This is a genomic window from Acidobacteriota bacterium (assembly GCA_016716905.1).
Lineage (GTDB): Bacteria > Acidobacteriota > Vicinamibacteria > Vicinamibacterales > SCN-69-37 > SYFT01.
Genome location: JADJUS010000004.1, coordinates 1,821,675 through 1,835,530 on the forward strand (window position 1 = coordinate 1,821,675; position 13,856 = coordinate 1,835,530).

The 13,856-nt window shown below is 65.6% G+C and carries 15 protein-coding genes; 4 read left to right on the top strand and 11 right to left on the bottom strand.

The genetic code is table 11. The features are described 5' to 3' along the window. The first annotated feature begins 4 nt into the window (after positions 1–4). Positions 5–1,681, top strand: coding sequence for a hypothetical protein (locus IPL75_12155; protein ID MBK9240989.1), 1,677 nt, complete (start codon positions 5–7; stop codon positions 1,679–1,681). Between the two features lie 21 nt (positions 1,682–1,702). Continuing rightward, the gene (locus tag IPL75_12160; GenBank protein MBK9240990.1) at positions 1,703–2,908 is read left to right on the top strand and encodes an ABC transporter permease; all 1,206 of its coding nucleotides are present in this window, start codon (positions 1,703–1,705) and stop codon (positions 2,906–2,908) included. Between the two features lie 134 nt (positions 2,909–3,042). On the opposite strand, the gene murA is transcribed toward IPL75_12160, so the two are convergent. Genes murA through nagZ form a run of 5 tightly spaced genes read right to left on the bottom strand, consistent with a single transcriptional unit; the run spans position 3,043 to position 8,700 of the window. After that, positions 3,043–4,302, bottom strand: coding sequence for a UDP-N-acetylglucosamine 1-carboxyvinyltransferase (gene murA / locus IPL75_12165; protein MBK9240991.1), 1,260 nt, complete (start codon positions 4,300–4,302; stop codon positions 3,043–3,045). Position 4,303: 1 nt separating this feature from the next. Further along, positions 4,304–5,239 (bottom strand): UDP-N-acetylmuramate dehydrogenase, encoded by a 936-nt coding sequence (murB, locus tag IPL75_12170; GenBank protein MBK9240992.1) that lies wholly within the window; start codon positions 5,237–5,239, stop codon positions 4,304–4,306. Positions 5,240–5,249: 10 nt separating this feature from the next. Beyond that, the gene (mpl, locus tag IPL75_12175) at positions 5,250–6,656 is read right to left on the bottom strand and encodes a UDP-N-acetylmuramate:L-alanyl-gamma-D-glutamyl-meso-diaminopimelate ligase (protein ID MBK9240993.1); all 1,407 of its coding nucleotides are present in this window, start codon (positions 6,654–6,656) and stop codon (positions 5,250–5,252) included. Then, positions 6,653–7,621: an LD-carboxypeptidase gene (locus tag IPL75_12180; GenBank protein MBK9240994.1), complete on the bottom strand. Its 969-nt coding sequence runs from the start codon at positions 7,619–7,621 to the stop codon at positions 6,653–6,655. The genes mpl and IPL75_12180 overlap by 4 nt, the downstream gene beginning before the upstream one ends. Further along, positions 7,618–8,700: a beta-N-acetylhexosaminidase gene (gene nagZ, locus IPL75_12185; GenBank protein ID MBK9240995.1), complete on the bottom strand. Its 1,083-nt coding sequence runs from the start codon at positions 8,698–8,700 to the stop codon at positions 7,618–7,620. Before nagZ ends, IPL75_12180 begins: the two co-directional genes overlap by 4 nt. A gap of 23 nt (positions 8,701–8,723) precedes the next feature. On the opposite strand from nagZ, the gene IPL75_12190 reads away from it, so the two are divergent. Beyond that, positions 8,724–9,716, top strand: a complete 993-nt coding sequence (locus IPL75_12190; protein MBK9240996.1) for a GHMP kinase — start codon at positions 8,724–8,726, stop codon at positions 9,714–9,716. 301 nt (positions 9,717–10,017) lie between these two features. Beyond that, complete coding sequence (locus tag IPL75_12195; GenBank protein MBK9240997.1) at positions 10,018–10,212, top strand: hypothetical protein; 195 nt, start codon at positions 10,018–10,020, stop codon at positions 10,210–10,212. Here the strand turns inward: IPL75_12195 and IPL75_12200 are convergent. The 6 genes from IPL75_12200 to rimM all read right to left on the bottom strand — a co-directional run bounded on the left by IPL75_12200 (position 10,201) and on the right by rimM (position 13,856). Then, the gene (locus tag IPL75_12200; GenBank protein ID MBK9240998.1) at positions 10,201–10,605 is read right to left on the bottom strand and encodes a helix-turn-helix domain-containing protein; all 405 of its coding nucleotides are present in this window, start codon (positions 10,603–10,605) and stop codon (positions 10,201–10,203) included. The two genes, IPL75_12195 and IPL75_12200, sit on opposite strands and share 12 nt — an antisense overlap. A gap of 16 nt (positions 10,606–10,621) precedes the next feature. Beyond that, positions 10,622–11,311, bottom strand: a complete 690-nt coding sequence (locus IPL75_12205) for a thiamine phosphate synthase (protein ID MBK9240999.1) — start codon at positions 11,309–11,311, stop codon at positions 10,622–10,624. A gap of 260 nt (positions 11,312–11,571) precedes the next feature. Beyond that, positions 11,572–12,207: a ribonuclease HII gene (locus IPL75_12210; protein MBK9241000.1), complete on the bottom strand. Its 636-nt coding sequence runs from the start codon at positions 12,205–12,207 to the stop codon at positions 11,572–11,574. A gap of 16 nt (positions 12,208–12,223) precedes the next feature. Beyond that, positions 12,224–12,571 (bottom strand): 50S ribosomal protein L19, encoded by a 348-nt coding sequence (gene rplS, locus IPL75_12215; GenBank protein MBK9241001.1) that lies wholly within the window; start codon positions 12,569–12,571, stop codon positions 12,224–12,226. Beyond that, a complete protein-coding gene (gene trmD / locus IPL75_12220; protein MBK9241002.1) occupies positions 12,568–13,299 on the bottom strand; it encodes a tRNA (guanosine(37)-N1)-methyltransferase TrmD in 732 nt (243 codons plus the stop codon). Before trmD ends, rplS begins: the two co-directional genes overlap by 4 nt. After that, the gene (rimM, locus tag IPL75_12225; GenBank protein MBK9241003.1) at positions 13,296–13,856 is read right to left on the bottom strand and encodes a ribosome maturation factor RimM; all 561 of its coding nucleotides are present in this window, start codon (positions 13,854–13,856) and stop codon (positions 13,296–13,298) included. Before rimM ends, trmD begins: the two co-directional genes overlap by 4 nt.

Sequence of the window (13,856 nt, forward strand, 5' to 3'; positions counted from 1 at the left end):
CTGCGTGATGCTGACCGTGGTGGCCGCGTGCGCCACTGCCGGCGGCATGCGACAGGCGCAAAACGCCGAACAGGCGCAGGACTTCGACCTGGCGGTGGCTCACTACTCACGCATCGTCAGAGCTGAACCCGACAATCGCGAAGCGCGACTGGGGCTTGAGCGCGCCAAGCTGCGCGCGTCGGAAGTACACCTGGGTCGCGGCCGTCGCGTCTTCTCACAGGGCCGGTATGACGATGCGGTGGTGGAGTTGCAGGTGGCGTACGAACTCAACCCCACCAGCGGCGTGATTGAAGACGACCTGCGGGTGGCCCGTGCGGCCCAGCGGGCCAAACTGGCAGCGCCCGCCGAAGGCGAGACCGCGCTCGAGTCGGTTCTGACGCGCACGCGCAATCTACCGCCGAGCGGATTTGAGTTGCCCGATGCGCCGATGCCCGCAGCGATCGACACCGGCGCGCAGTCCACCAGCCGGCAGGTCTACACGATGCTGGGCAAGCTGGCGGGTTTCAGCCTGGTGTTCGATCCCCAGTTTCAGGATGCGCCCGTTTCGATCAGCTTGAAGGAACCGACGGTGCGCCAGGCGCTCGACGCGGTGGCCCAGAACACGCGCACGTTCTACAAGATCACGGCGCCCAAGACCATCACCGTCATCCCCGACAATCCGAACAAGCGCCGCGAGTACACCGAAGAGCAGATTCGCACCTTCTTTGTCAGCAACCTGGACATGAAGGAAGTGGTCGATCTGCTTCGGGTGGTGGCCGACATCAGAAGTATTCAACCGGTCAGCACGAATACGCTGACGATTCGAGACACGCCCGAGCGTCTTGATGCGGTGGCGCGGCTCCTGGGCGCCATCGACAAGGCCAAAGCCGAGGTCATTGTTGACGTGGAGATCCTCGAAGTGGATCGCACGAGCATGCGCGACTACGGGCTGCAGATTGCATCGCCGGGGACGACGGGCATCGACGGCGTAGTCAGCACCGATCAACCGCTCACACTGCGAAGCCTGCGCAACCTGACGCAGTCCGACATCCTCATGTCGGGCGTGCCGGCGCTCTACTATCGCTTGCTCAAGACCGACTCGAACACGCGGACGCTGGCCAACCCCCACATCCGCACCGTGGACGGTGTGCTCGCGCGTGAGGAGATGGGCGAACGGGTTCCCGTCCCCACCTCGCAGATCGTGCCCCTCGGGCAGGGTGGCAACAGCCTGCAATCCATCCAGAACATCACCTACGAGCCGATCGGCATCAACATCGACGTGACGCCCAGGTTTCACGCGAACAACGACGTGACACTGACCGTGAAGCTGCAGATGAGTACCGTGTCCGGCACCGGCTTCTCGGGCTACCCCACCTTCGGCAATCGATCGGTACTGACCACGGTGCGTCTCAAGGACGGCGAAACCAACATCATTGCGGGGTTGATCCGCGACACCGAACGGACCGTCATGAACGGCATTCCTGGCATCTCGGACCTGCCGATCATCGGGCGCCTCTTCGGCCGCAACAAACGCGAAACCCAGGAAACCGACATCGTCCTCACCCTCACGCCTCATATCGTGCGGGTGCTGGATCTGACTGACGAAGACCTTCGCCCCTTCCGCATCCGCAACGACGGCAGCGGCGCCCTCCCGATTGAGCTGACGCCTATTGCGCCACCGAGGGATGTCATCATTAAATAGGCCGCACCTATGTCTGTATTGATGACTCTCCGTATCGCCATAAAGGCCCTGAACCGCAACAAGATGCGGACCATGCTGACCATGCTGGGCATGATCATTGGCGTGGGCGCCGTCATCACCATGGTGGCATTGGGCCGGGGGGCGCAGTCCTCGATCGAGGACCAGATTCGCGGCGCCGGCACCAACATGGTCACGGTCTTCCCCGGCAACATGATGACGATGGGCGTCAGCATGGGGCAGGGCTCGTCGGCACGCCTGATGCCCGAAGACGCCGTGGCGCTCCGTGCGTTGCCCGACGTCACCGCCGTGGCCGAGTCGGTCACCTCGCGACAGCAGATCGTGGCCGGCACGCAGAACACCAACTCTTCGATTGTCGGCACCAACGTTGACTTCATCGAGGTCAAGACCTGGCCGATGAAATACGGCTCGTTTTTCAGCGAACAGGATGTGCAGACGGCGGCAAAGGTGATCGCGCTCGGCGTCAACGTGGCCGACCTGCTCTACGGACAGGACGTCGATCCGACCGGTCAGTTTGTGCGCGTCCGCAACCACGTGGTCAAGGTCATTGGCGTGATGGCCCCGAAAGGGGCGTCGTCAAGCGGACAGAATCAGGACGACCAGGTGTTCATGCCCTACACCACGGTGCAGAAGAAACTCCTGGGCCAGCAGCACCTGAACTACATCCTGGCATCGGCGAGGTCTGGCGATCGCATTGCGCAGACCGCGGCTGCCGTCAGCGAGGCCCTGCGCGTGCGCCACGACATTGGTCCCGGCATGGAGGATGACTTCCGTGTGCAGACCGCCGACGACATGGTGGCCATGCGGACCCAGGCCACCAGTACGCTCACCTCCCTGCTTGCCGCCATCGCCGGCGTTTCGCTGCTGGTGGGCGGCATCGGCATCATGAACATCATGCTGGTCTCGGTGACCGAGCGCACGCGCGAGATTGGCCTGCGCATGGCCATCGGGGCCCGCGGCTCAGACGTGCTCTACCAGTTCCTGGTCGAAGCAGTGCTCATCAGCCTTGTGGGCGGCGGTCTCGGTATTGCCGCCGGCTTCGGCGCTGCAGAGTTCATGAAGTGGTTCCAGGCCTGGCCCGCCGTCGTGCCAACCGACACGATCATCCTGGCATTCGGCGTCGCCGCCGGCATCGGCATCTTCTTCGGCTACTATCCGGCGCGCAAAGCCGCAGCGCTGGATCCGATCGAAGCGCTGCGCTTCGAGTAACGCTGCGCGGCCTCGCAATATGCCGGGTCTAAAGACCCGGCCTCCGAAGACAATCGCCCGTCCTCGGATCCCGGTCGTTCCTCGGACGCCGGGCCGCTCTTCGGAGGCCGGGTCTTTAGACCCGGCGACTCGCTCTAGTCGCGGCGTTCCACGTCGGCGCCGAGGCCGCGCAGGCGCTCCACGAGATGCGCGTACCCCCGCTCAACAGTCTCGATTTCCAGGATCCGGCTTTCGCCTTTGGCGGCAAGAGCGGCGGCGATGAGCGCCATGCCCGAGCGGATGTCGCGGCTGTCCAGCGTGCGGCCGCGCAGCGGCGTCTTGCCCGAAACGATGATGCGGTGGGAGTCGCAGAGGAAGAGATCGGCGCCCATCGAACTGAGTTGCTCAAGCGCGAAGAGCCGCAGTTCGTACATCCAGTCGTGCAGCAGCGTTCGTCCTTCCGCCTGTGTCGCCAGCACCGTGACGAGCGAAACGATATCGGACGGAAACGCCGGCCAGAGGCCGGTGGCAATGCGCTTCACGGCACGGAGCGAAGACGGCCGCACCACAAACTCGTTGTCTCGCAGGTCGCAGTCGAGGCCCATGTCGGCCAGCACCGACACCGTGGGCTCCAGGTCAAGCGCCCGCGCTCCCCTGACCACCACGTCCCCTCCGGTGACCGCGCCCACCACACCCCAGCTTGCCGCCTCGATGTAGTCGCCACGCAGCGTGTGGACGACGCCCTTGAGCGTGCGTGCGCCTGTGATCCGCAGTGTGCTCGTGCCGATGCCCTCCACGACCGCTCCCATCGCGGTGAGCATTTCGCACAGCTCAACCACGTGCGGTTCACAGGCCGCGTGGCGAAACTCGGACGTGCCTTCCGCTGCGGCGGCGGCCATGAGGGCGGTTTCCGTCCCGGTCACGCTGGCCTCAGGCAGGTACATCGAAACAGCCTTGAGGCCTGACGGCGCTTCAAGGCGATGGTCGGCCGCGTGATCGATCACCCGCGCGCCCAACGCCTGCAACGCGCGCAGGTGCGTGCTGATGGACCGACGCGCCGGGAAATCCCCGCCAGGCTCCGCGAGCGTGGCCCATCCGACGCGGGCAAGCAGCGACCCCATCAGCATCACGGAGCCGCGCAGACGTCCGACCAGCGTCGCGTCCGGGCTGCCCGACGGAATGTTGGCGCAGGTGACGCGCAGGGTTGACGAGCCAAGCCCCTCGACGGTGGCGCCCAGGGAGCGTAACAACTCGACCATCACGGACACATCGCGAATCTGCGGCACGTTCCGCAATTCACACGTTTCGGACGTCAGCACGCAGGCGGCCAGCAACGGCAACGCCGCATTCTTGTTGCCGTCCACCGCCACCTCGCCCGACAATCGGGCCCCGCCGCGCACTACCAGATACGCCATGTCACCACTCCCCGAGGTACACGATTTCGTCCCTGAGTTCGACACCGAACTGGCGTCGTACCGCCTCACGCGCCCGTTCGATCAATCGCCTGATGTCCGCGGCCGTTGCGGTCTTGTCGGCCACGATGAAGTTGGCATGCGTGGCCGAAATCGTCGCACCACCCGCCGACGCCCCTTTGAGCCCCGCACGATCCACAAGCGCACCGGCCGACCAGGGGACCCCCATTGGTACCCGATCGCGCGTGGGGTCGGGGTTCTGAAAGATACATCCCGCGCTTGGCAGGTGCAGAGGCTGCGTACGCTTGCGATGCGCCAGCGACGCTCGCGCCACTGCCCGCATCGCGTCCGGCTCGCCGCCCGACACACGCACGTCGGCCCAGACCACCACCTCGAGAGTGTCAAACAGGCGGCTGGTATCGTATCCAAATCCCATGTCGCCGGCAGGGACGGTCCCAAAGACCCCGCGTGGCGAGAGCAGGCCCACGTCGACGATGTGCTCACTGATGTTGTGGCCGGCGTAGTGGGCATTGCCATGCACCGCGCCGCCCACGGTGCCTGGCGTGCCGGCCCAGGCCTCCAGCCCGGCGAGACCGCGGCCAATCAGCCAACGCACCAGACCGTTGATGGTGACGCCGGCCTCGGCCCTGACACGTCCCGACACCGGCTCTGAGATTCCGGTCAGCCTCGGGCGCACGACCATGCCGCGCACGCCGGCGTCGGCCACCAGCACGTTGGAGCCTCCACCCAATACCGTGACCGGGAGATCGTGTAGTGCGGCAAGCCTCAGCACCGCTTCAAGCGCCGCCCGCGAGCGTGGTTCTACCAACCAGTCGGCAGGACCGCCCACGCCGAACGTGGTCAGGGCACCAAGGGGCGTGCGCTCACGCACACCCTCGGGCCCGACAATCGCCTGCAACTGCCCGGTGACCGTGGTCATGGTCAACACGTCAACGCCCAGGGGGCCCGAGGGCAGCGAGCAGTTTCTCGTGAATTCCGTCGAACCCGCCGTTGGACATCAAGACGACGATGTCGCCCTCGCGGGCTTCCTGGGCGATGGTGTCCACAATCTCGGGGACGCCTGGCAGCGTGCGTGCACGGCCACCGCGCTGGACCAGCTCTTTGACGATGTCGTCCACCGAGAGGCGTTCGGCTTCGGGCAGCGACGCCCGGAACACGGCGGCCAGCACCACTTCGTCGGCGCCGGACTCGTGGAAGGCGTGCACGAAGTCGTCCTGGAAGATTTTCCGGCACGACGTGGCTGAGCGGGGTTCAAACACGGCCCAGACGCGCCTGTCGGGATACGTGAACTTGATCGCGCGAATCGTCTCGAGAATCGCCGTGGGGTGATGCGCAAAGTCGTCGTAGACCGACACGCCGCGCACTTCCCCGCGCAGTTCAAGTCTTCGGCGCACGCCCAGAAACTCACGCAGGCCGGTGCGGAGCCGCTCGTGTGAGACGCCCACCGCGTGTCCCACCGCGAGGGCGGCCAGGGCATTGCGGACGTTGTGCGCGCCGTAGAGCGGCACCTCGAAGTGGCCGAGCCGGTCTCCGCGGTACGTGACTTCGAAACGTGTATGGTCGCCGACCGGCTCCATTTCACCCGCACGCCAGTCGGCGCCTTCGCTGAAACCAAACGTCTCCACGGGCGACCGCGCCATGCGGCCAAGCGCGATCGCTTCGGGGCAATCCGCGCCGAGCACCAGGAGTCCATGCTGCGGAATCAGGTTGACCAGACGCCGGAACGCGATGCGCAGCGCTTCCATGTCGGGATAAATGTCGGCGTGGTCGTATTCGACGTTGCCGATCACGGCGATATCAGGCAGGTACTTGAGGAACTTCGCCGTCTTGTCGAAAAACGCGCTGTCGTATTCGTCGCCTTCAATCACGAAGTCGCGACCCGATCCCAATCGATAGCTGCTGTCGAAGTTTGACGCGATGCCGCCCACCAGCAGGCTGGGATCTTCGCCCGCCGAAGTCAGCAGCCAGGCCGTCATGGACGTGGTGGTGGTCTTGCCGTGTGTGCCCGCGATCACGATCGAGCGGCGGTCCCAGAGGAAATGCTCACGAATGGCCTCGGGCAGCGAGCAGTACCGCATCTTGCGATCGAGCACCGCCTCCAGTTCCGGGTTGCCGCGCGAGATGGCGTTCCCCACCACCACCATGTCGATCTCGCTGGTGATGTTGGCCGCGTCATATTTGTCGAACACGCGGATCTGTTCCCGCGCGAGGAAGTCGGACATCGGCGGATACACGCCGTGGTCGGAACCCTGCACGTCCAGTCCGCGCGTTTTCAGCATCGCGGCCAGCGTGGCCATGGCCGTGCCGCAGATGCCGATGAAATGGACTCGAGTCATGCGGCTCCCTCGTACACGGCAGACTCCTCGATGTCGAGGCCGGGGTTGACGCCTTCGGCCAGCACGCGTGTGTGAACGCCAAACGGCAGCGTCATCAACGGCGTGGTGGTGTGACCCGACGGAAAACCAAACAGCACGGGGCCATCAAACCCCGACATCACATCAGCCACGGTGGATTTGGCGGTCACGCTGCCGTCCGGCTCATCGCAGCGCGGCATTTGTCCGAACACAACAGCTGATGCCCGCGAAAGCACGCCGGTCTGGCGCAGCTGCACCAGCATGCGGTCCAGCCGATACGGACGCTCCCCCACGTCGTCGATGAACAACACGTGGCCCATCGGCGGGTCAAACGCCCACGGCGTGCCCATCGAGGCCAGCAGTTGCGTCAACGTCCCGCCGAGCAGCGGCCCCTCGGCAATTCCCCTGTTGAGCGCCTCGACGCCCGCAGGGCGCAGTTCGCCCATTGGCTCGGGCTGCAGGCTCGCCAGGAACGACACGGGGTCATACGCGTCGGGGCCAAGCGACAAGCGCCGGTCGATCATCGGGCCGTGAATGGACGTCATGCCGGCCCGGCATGCCAGCCAGATGTGCAGGGACGTGACATCGCTGTAGCCGATGAACGCCATGCGCGCCTCGCGCGCGGTCTCCACATCGGCCGGGCCCAGCAGCGGCAGCATCTGCAGGCTGCCGTAGCCGCCCCTCAGGGCCATCACCGCGTCCACATCCGCGCGCCGCCAAAAGTCCATGAGCTGGGCCTTGCGGCTGTCCGGGTCACCGGCAACAAAACCCCTGCGCTCAAATACTCGCTCGTCGTAAACGGGCTTGAATCCGAGCCGCTCAAGTTCGAGCACACCCTTCTCGAACTCATCGCGGTCGCAAGGGCTGGCCGGGGCGACGAGGCCGATGCGGCTGCCTGGACCGGCGGGTCGCACCTTCAGCAGCCCTGCCCGGGTTCTCGGGCTCACAGCCAGGCCGCCATGCGGTCCGAGATGCGCTGATGGGTCTCCAGGCCCACCGCCGAGAGCGCGGCTGGTGGCGCCTGCAGGGCGGCGGCAAAGCGCGTCTTCACGCGCCACTGCCTCGCGAGCGCATCTTCCACGCGCGCCACCGGCAACACGCCCGACTCCATGGCATGGATGACGGCCTCGAGCGCGTCCACTTGCTCGTCCTGCGTGGAGTTGCAGAGCAGCACGCTGTCGCAGCCCGCCTGCAACGCCGCAACCATGGCGTCGGGCAACGGCCAGGTGGCGGCCACCGCCTTCATGCCCAGGTCGTCACTGATCACGAGACCGTCAAAGCCCAATGACTTCTTGAGCACCCCATCCACCACCGCACGGGACAACGTGGCCGGCAGGTCGGGGTCAATCGACGGCACCAGCACGTGCGCAGTCATGATGGTCGCCAGGCCAGCGGCAATCCCCGCGCGAAAGGGCACGTATTCCACCCGATCGAGTCGATCCGGCGCGTGCTCTACCAGCGGGAGTTCAAGATGTGAATCCGTGCTTGTGTCGCCGTGCCCGGGAAAGTGTTTTCCGCAGGCGACGATGCCCGAGGCGTGCAGGCGGCTGATGAGCGCGGCGCCGAACGACGCCACTACCTCGGGCGTGGTGCCGAATGCGCGATCGCCGATGATCGGATTCTGGGAGTTCGTGTGAATGTCGAGCACCGGCGTGTAATCGAGGTTCACGCCCACCGCGCGCAACTCGGCCGCAAGCGCGGCGCCAAACTCGTCGGCCAGCGCCGCATCCCCACTGCGTCCCAGCGTCATCATCGGGGGCCATTCGGTGAAGGGCCTGCGCAAACGCGCCACCCGCCCTCCCTCCTGATCGACGCTGATCCACAGCGGCCACTCGCGCGCGAGTGACGCCGATTCGCGCGACAGTTCACGCACTTGCGCAGGCTCGGCGACGTTGCGGGAAAAGTAGATCACACCGCCAAGATCAAACGACGCCGCCAGCCGCTTCACGTCGGCGGGCACCGTGTGTCCGGGGAAGCCGATGATGGCCAACTGTCCCACTTGACGCCTGAGATCACGAAGCGACATACCGCGCCCATTATAATGCCCGCGTGCGTATTGACTGTTCTGCTCCCACCCGCATCGACCTTGCCGGCGGCACCTTCGACATCTGGCCCCTCTATCTTTTTCACGATCACGCGCAAACGATCAACGCCGCACTGAGCCTGCGTGCCTCCTGCACGCTTGAGTCGAGGGCGGACGGGCGTGTGGAACTGCGGTCGGAAGACACCGGCGAGTCGGCGTCGGCGTCTTCAGCCGAGGCGCTCGACCTCACGCACCTGCCGCTGCTCGCCCGTCTGGTGCACACGTTCGACGTGTCGGGCATCACCCTCACCACGCGCTCGGATTCGCCGGTGGGCGCGGGTATTGCCGGCTCGTCGGCCATGAACATCGCCATCACAAAAGCCCTCTCGGTGTGGACGGGCCGGTTCACGTCGGACGCCGAGGTGATGCTCACCGCCATGAACGTGGAAGCCCAGGTCATCCATGTGCCCACGGGCGCACAGGACTACCGGCCGGCGCTCTACGGCGGCGTCTCAGCCGTGGAACTCAACGCCACCGGAGTGCGCCGCGTCCAACTCGATCTCCCCGCTGCCGAACTCACGGCCCGCATCGTTGTGGCCTATACCGGCGCGTCGCGCAACTCGGGGATCAACAACTGGGAAGTGATGAAGCGCCGCATCGATGGCGACCCTGCGGTGGTGGCCGCCTTCAACGGCATTCGCGACGCGGCGGTCGGCATGCGACAGGCGTTGTCAGCGCAGGACTGGACGGCCGCGAGCCGGCACTTAAACGCCGAATGGGACTGCCGCACGAAGTTGGCGCCCGGCGTGACGACACCAGAAATTACTGCGCTGCTCGCGGCGGCTCGAGCGGCCGGGGCCACCGCCGGCAAGGTCTGCGGCGCCGGTGGCGGCGGCTGCCTGTTCTGCCTCGTGCCACCCGATCGCAAGACCGCCGTCGCCCAGGCGCTCACGGCCGGCGGCGCCCGCGTGCTCGACTGCACGATTGACGACGACGGCGTGAAACTCACGCGGTCCTAAGGTCAGATCGTTCACCATGAAGTTCCATGAAGATCCATGAAGGGTCACGCGCTGTCAGAAGCGCGGGCTTGGGGGCCCGGCTCCGCCGGGGCCACACGATCGGAGGGAAGTCACAAACGAACGCACCGCTTGAGAAAAAGACGTCGGGAGACACCCGACGTCTTTTTCAGGTGCGTTCGTTTGTGACTTCCCTCCGATCGTGCGTGCCGCCGAAGGCGGCACCCAAGCCCGCGCCTTCATGGATCTTCATGGCCTACATGGTGGAAAATTCATCAGGGAAGTAACATCCTGAAAGGTCACGATGTCTGTTGCCGCGATTCGCAAGCTGTACTTCAACACAAGCAAGGCCACGGTCCAGAAGGACCTGACCAAGGCGATTGCATTGTTCAAGGCACTCACGTCCGAAGACGACCGCGAGAAGGCCGCGGTGTTTATGGATGGGTTGTCGCAGATGCGATCGGAGTGGGGCGTGCGCCCGCGTGGATCAGCCGACTGACCGGTTCATCCGCCACACGACGAACGCCACGATCACCGCCACCACGATCAGGCCGATCGCGATGCGCAACACGAGCGACGCTTTCCGCTGACGTTCCAGAAAAGCCAGGTCATCGTCGGTCACATCAGGCCGCACGGCTTCGCTCTCGTCGGGCACGGCGGACGCAAGTTCGGCGACAAATTTCGCCACCACCGTGTCAGCATCCAGCCCCACCTCGAGCGCGTAGGAACGGACGAACGCGCGGCTGAAGATGCCTCCCGGCAATTTCTTGAAATGGCCGCGTTCGAGGGACTCGAGCACTCCCACCGCAATTTTGGTGGACGCAGCCACCTGCTGCAGCGAAATGCCCCGGCCCTCGCGGGCGTGTCTCAACTCTAGTCCGACTTCACTCATACGATTGGTTCGATTCCTACTGTAGATGACCGGTTGCAGCCCGGTCAAACGCCCCGCGCAGCGCGGCCGCGCAGGCGGCAATGCCGAGCGCCCCTGCGGCGCGCCCGGGTGGGAGAAAACATCGAATGGCGGCCACGCCGGCGGCGCCCGCGGCCATGCACTCCGCCGCGCGCTGCACGGTGACGCCCCCGATGGCGAGCACGGGAACTGCCCCTGCGGCTTTCACGACAGAACGTAGCGTATCGAGGCCCCGGCCTGGCTTGGGGCCCGACTCATACACCGCGCCAAACAACAGGTAGTCGGCGTCCGCGTGGACGCGGGCCTCATCGACGCTGTGCACCGAGCGTCCCACGAGTAACGGATCAGGCCGCGCTACGAGGGCCGGACTGCCCTGGGCCAGCGCGCGCACACGCGCGACTGGTGGCGCGTCGCCTGGCAGGTGCACGCCGGCGCAGCCGGAGGCCAGCGCGACATCGGCGCGGTCGTTGACGACCACCCTGGTGCGAGTGCCCGACGCGACGCCGGCTACGGCCCGAGCGAGATCACACAGCAGCCGCGCAGAGAGGTCGCGCTCACGCAGCTGAATCACATCGATACCGGCAGCAACCGCCTCTTCGAGCCACCGAGCCAGCGTGAGTGCGCAGTCGCGTTCGGTGCGCGCGTCGGGGTCAAGTTGATGCCGGTCGGTCACGAGGCACAGCGTCATGCGGGATCAGACCATCGACTGACAAAGGCCCTGGTCAGGTCCCTCACGCCCACCCATCCGGTGACCAGCCCAACGCCGGTCACACCACCACGCACGAAGTAGTTGCTCATCAGCGTGGAGAGCCACGGCCAGGACGCGGCGAAGTAGTTGCGGTCCCACAGCGCCGTCCATGGCGCCAGGATCAGCAGGAACCCCGCCTCAATGAGGTAGGCCGAAAGCAGGAGGCGCAGGAAAAAAGGGATGGCGGTCTCTCCGAAGAACTAGTCAGGCATCGTATCAGACGGAGAAAACAGCGTTGGTTGCCGAAACGTGCGCCGATGGGCTGCCGAATAGCCCCACCGGTCTACGGCCGCCAGATGTTCGGCCGTGGCATACCCCTTGTGCTGGTTGAATCCATACCGGGGGTCGCGATCGTGCAATTCCCGCATCAGTCGATCGCGATGCACCTTGGCCACGATCGACGCGGCCGCAATCGCGCTGACTTTCCGATCGCCGCCGACAAGCGCCCGTTGCGCGAGCACGAGCTGGGGAATGGGAAATCCGTCGATGAGTACCAGGCCCGGCAACGGCACCAGCGCCATGACGGCGAGGTGCATGGCGTGCAGCGACGCGCGATGGATGTTGAGCCGATCAATTTCTCCGGCGTCAACCACGCTGACGGTCCACGCCACGGCGGAGGCCATGATCTCGGACGACAGGCGCTCGCGGACCTCAGCCGACAGCAGTTTCGAGTCGGCCACGCCGGCCACGTGGTGATCGGGGTGCAGGATGACGGCAGCAGCCACCACCGGCCCTGCCAGGCACCCGCGCCCCACTTCATCCACACCGGCCACATGCACCACGCCCAGACGCCGCGCGGCGTTCTCGATCGCGCGCGACGCCCGGGCTTTCGCCATGTCGGCCCCGGACGCTCTAGGTGGTGCGGCGCTTTTCCTTCATGCGGGCGGCCTTGCCGCGCAGTTCACGCAGGAAGTAGAGCTTCGCGCGGCGCACCTTGGCGCTGCGAATGATCTCGATCTTGTCCACCGTGGGCGAGTGCAGCGGGAAGATACGCTCGACACCCTGGCCGAACGACACCTTGCGCACGGTCACCGACGCGCGCGATCCGCCACGGTGCATGCCAATGACCATGCCCTCGTAGACCTGAATTCGTTCCTTGTCGCCCTCGCGCACTTTCACGTGTACGCGCACGGTGTCGCCCGATCGCATTTCGGGCCGCTCCACCAGGTGGGGACGTTCAATCATCTCTAACGCATTCATGAGCTGTGCTCCTTTACCGACTCTTCGAACTTCTTCAGCAGGTCTTCGTTCTTCAGAAGATCGGGCCTCCGCGCTTTCGTGCGCGCCAACCGCTGCCCTGCCCGCCACTCTTCAATCGCCCCGTGGTGCCCGCTCGACAACACGTCAGGCACCGCAAGTCCACGAAACACCGCCGGCCGCGTGTAGTGCGGATGATCGAGCAATCCGCTGACAAACGAATCCTGCTCCACCGACGCCTCATCCCCCACCACGCCGGGGATCAACCTCACCACCGCATCCACCAGGACCAGGGCCGGGAGTTCACCACCCGTCACCACATAGTCCCCAATCGAAATCTCATCGGTCACAAGCGTCTCTGCCACCCGCTCGTCAACCCCTTCATACCGCCCGCACAACACGACGATGCGTGACATGCGGCTGAAGCGCAACGCCTCGGCGTGTGAGAGCGGCCGTCCCTGCGGCGTCATCAGCACCACCGCGTCTGCCGCTCCGCGCTCGGCGGCAATCTCCTCAACCGCCCGAAACAACGGCTCGGGCTTCAGCACCATGCCCGGTCCGCCTCCGAAGGGCATGTCGTCCACCACCCGGTGTTTGTCCGACGTGTAGTCGCGCAAATCACGCGCCTTCACATCCACCACACCCTTGCTCCGCGCGCGGCCCACAACGCCTTCCGACAACACCGCGTCGATCATCGCGGGGAAGATCGTCACGACGTCAATCGCGGTCATCGTGACGCCTCCTTCGAGCCAGACTTCTCCTTCGGCTCCTTCGCTGCGGGCGCGTTCACGTCCAACAGCCCTTCAGGCGGATCCACCACGATGCGACGCCCCACCACATCGATCTCGGGGCACATCGCCTTCACCAGCGGCACCAGCACCTCGGCACCATCGCGATCCACACCCAGCAGCGCGCCGCCCGCCCCCGTGTAGACCGCCTTCACCTGTCCCACCTCAACTCCCGCGCCGGTCTGCACCTGGCAGCCCACGAGGTCGTAGAGGTAATACTCGTCGGGCCCCAGCGGCATCCGCGACTGTTCGGGGATGCGAAGCTCAACGCCGCGCAACGCCTCAGCCTCTTCCACCGAGGTGACCCCTTCGAACGCCACCACCCACCGGTCCGACTGGGGGTGACTGTCGGTCACCGTCAACGCCATCGGGTTGCCACCTGACTTGCGCCACACCTGTGCGCCCACGGCAAACCGCTCGTCACCGAAGTCGGTGTCTGGCGCAATCACCACCTGGCCACGCAGGCCGTGAGGCCGCACCACCAGACCGACCTGCACCAT

Excerpts from the sequence above, each read along its gene's own strand:
- IPL75_12160 (MBK9240990.1), top strand. The coding sequence starts at position 1,703 with ATGACTCTCCGTATCGCCATAAAGGCCCTGAACCGCAACAAGATGCGG.
- murA (MBK9240991.1), bottom strand. The coding sequence starts at position 4,302 with ATGGCGTATCTGGTAGTGCGCGGCGGGGCCCGATTGTCGGGCGAGGTG.
- murB (MBK9240992.1), bottom strand. The coding sequence starts at position 5,239 with ATGACCACGGTCACCGGGCAGTTGCAGGCGATTGTCGGGCCCGAGGGT.
- mpl (MBK9240993.1), bottom strand. The coding sequence starts at position 6,656 with ATGACTCGAGTCCATTTCATCGGCATCTGCGGCACGGCCATGGCCACG.
- nagZ (MBK9240995.1), bottom strand. The coding sequence starts at position 8,700 with ATGTCGCTTCGTGATCTCAGGCGTCAAGTGGGACAGTTGGCCATCATC.
- IPL75_12195 (MBK9240997.1), top strand. The coding sequence starts at position 10,018 with ATGTCTGTTGCCGCGATTCGCAAGCTGTACTTCAACACAAGCAAGGCC.
- IPL75_12200 (MBK9240998.1), bottom strand. The coding sequence starts at position 10,605 with ATGAGTGAAGTCGGACTAGAGTTGAGACACGCCCGCGAGGGCCGGGGC.
- IPL75_12205 (MBK9240999.1), bottom strand. The coding sequence starts at position 11,311 with ATGACGCTGTGCCTCGTGACCGACCGGCATCAACTTGACCCCGACGCG.
- IPL75_12210 (MBK9241000.1), bottom strand. The coding sequence starts at position 12,207 with ATGGCGAAAGCCCGGGCGTCGCGCGCGATCGAGAACGCCGCGCGGCGT.
- rplS (MBK9241001.1), bottom strand. The coding sequence starts at position 12,571 with ATGAATGCGTTAGAGATGATTGAACGTCCCCACCTGGTGGAGCGGCCC.
- trmD (MBK9241002.1), bottom strand. The coding sequence starts at position 13,299 with ATGACCGCGATTGACGTCGTGACGATCTTCCCCGCGATGATCGACGCG.
- rimM (MBK9241003.1), bottom strand. The coding sequence starts at position 13,856 with ATGGTGCAGGTCGGTCTGGTGGTGCGGCCTCACGGCCTGCGTGGCCAG.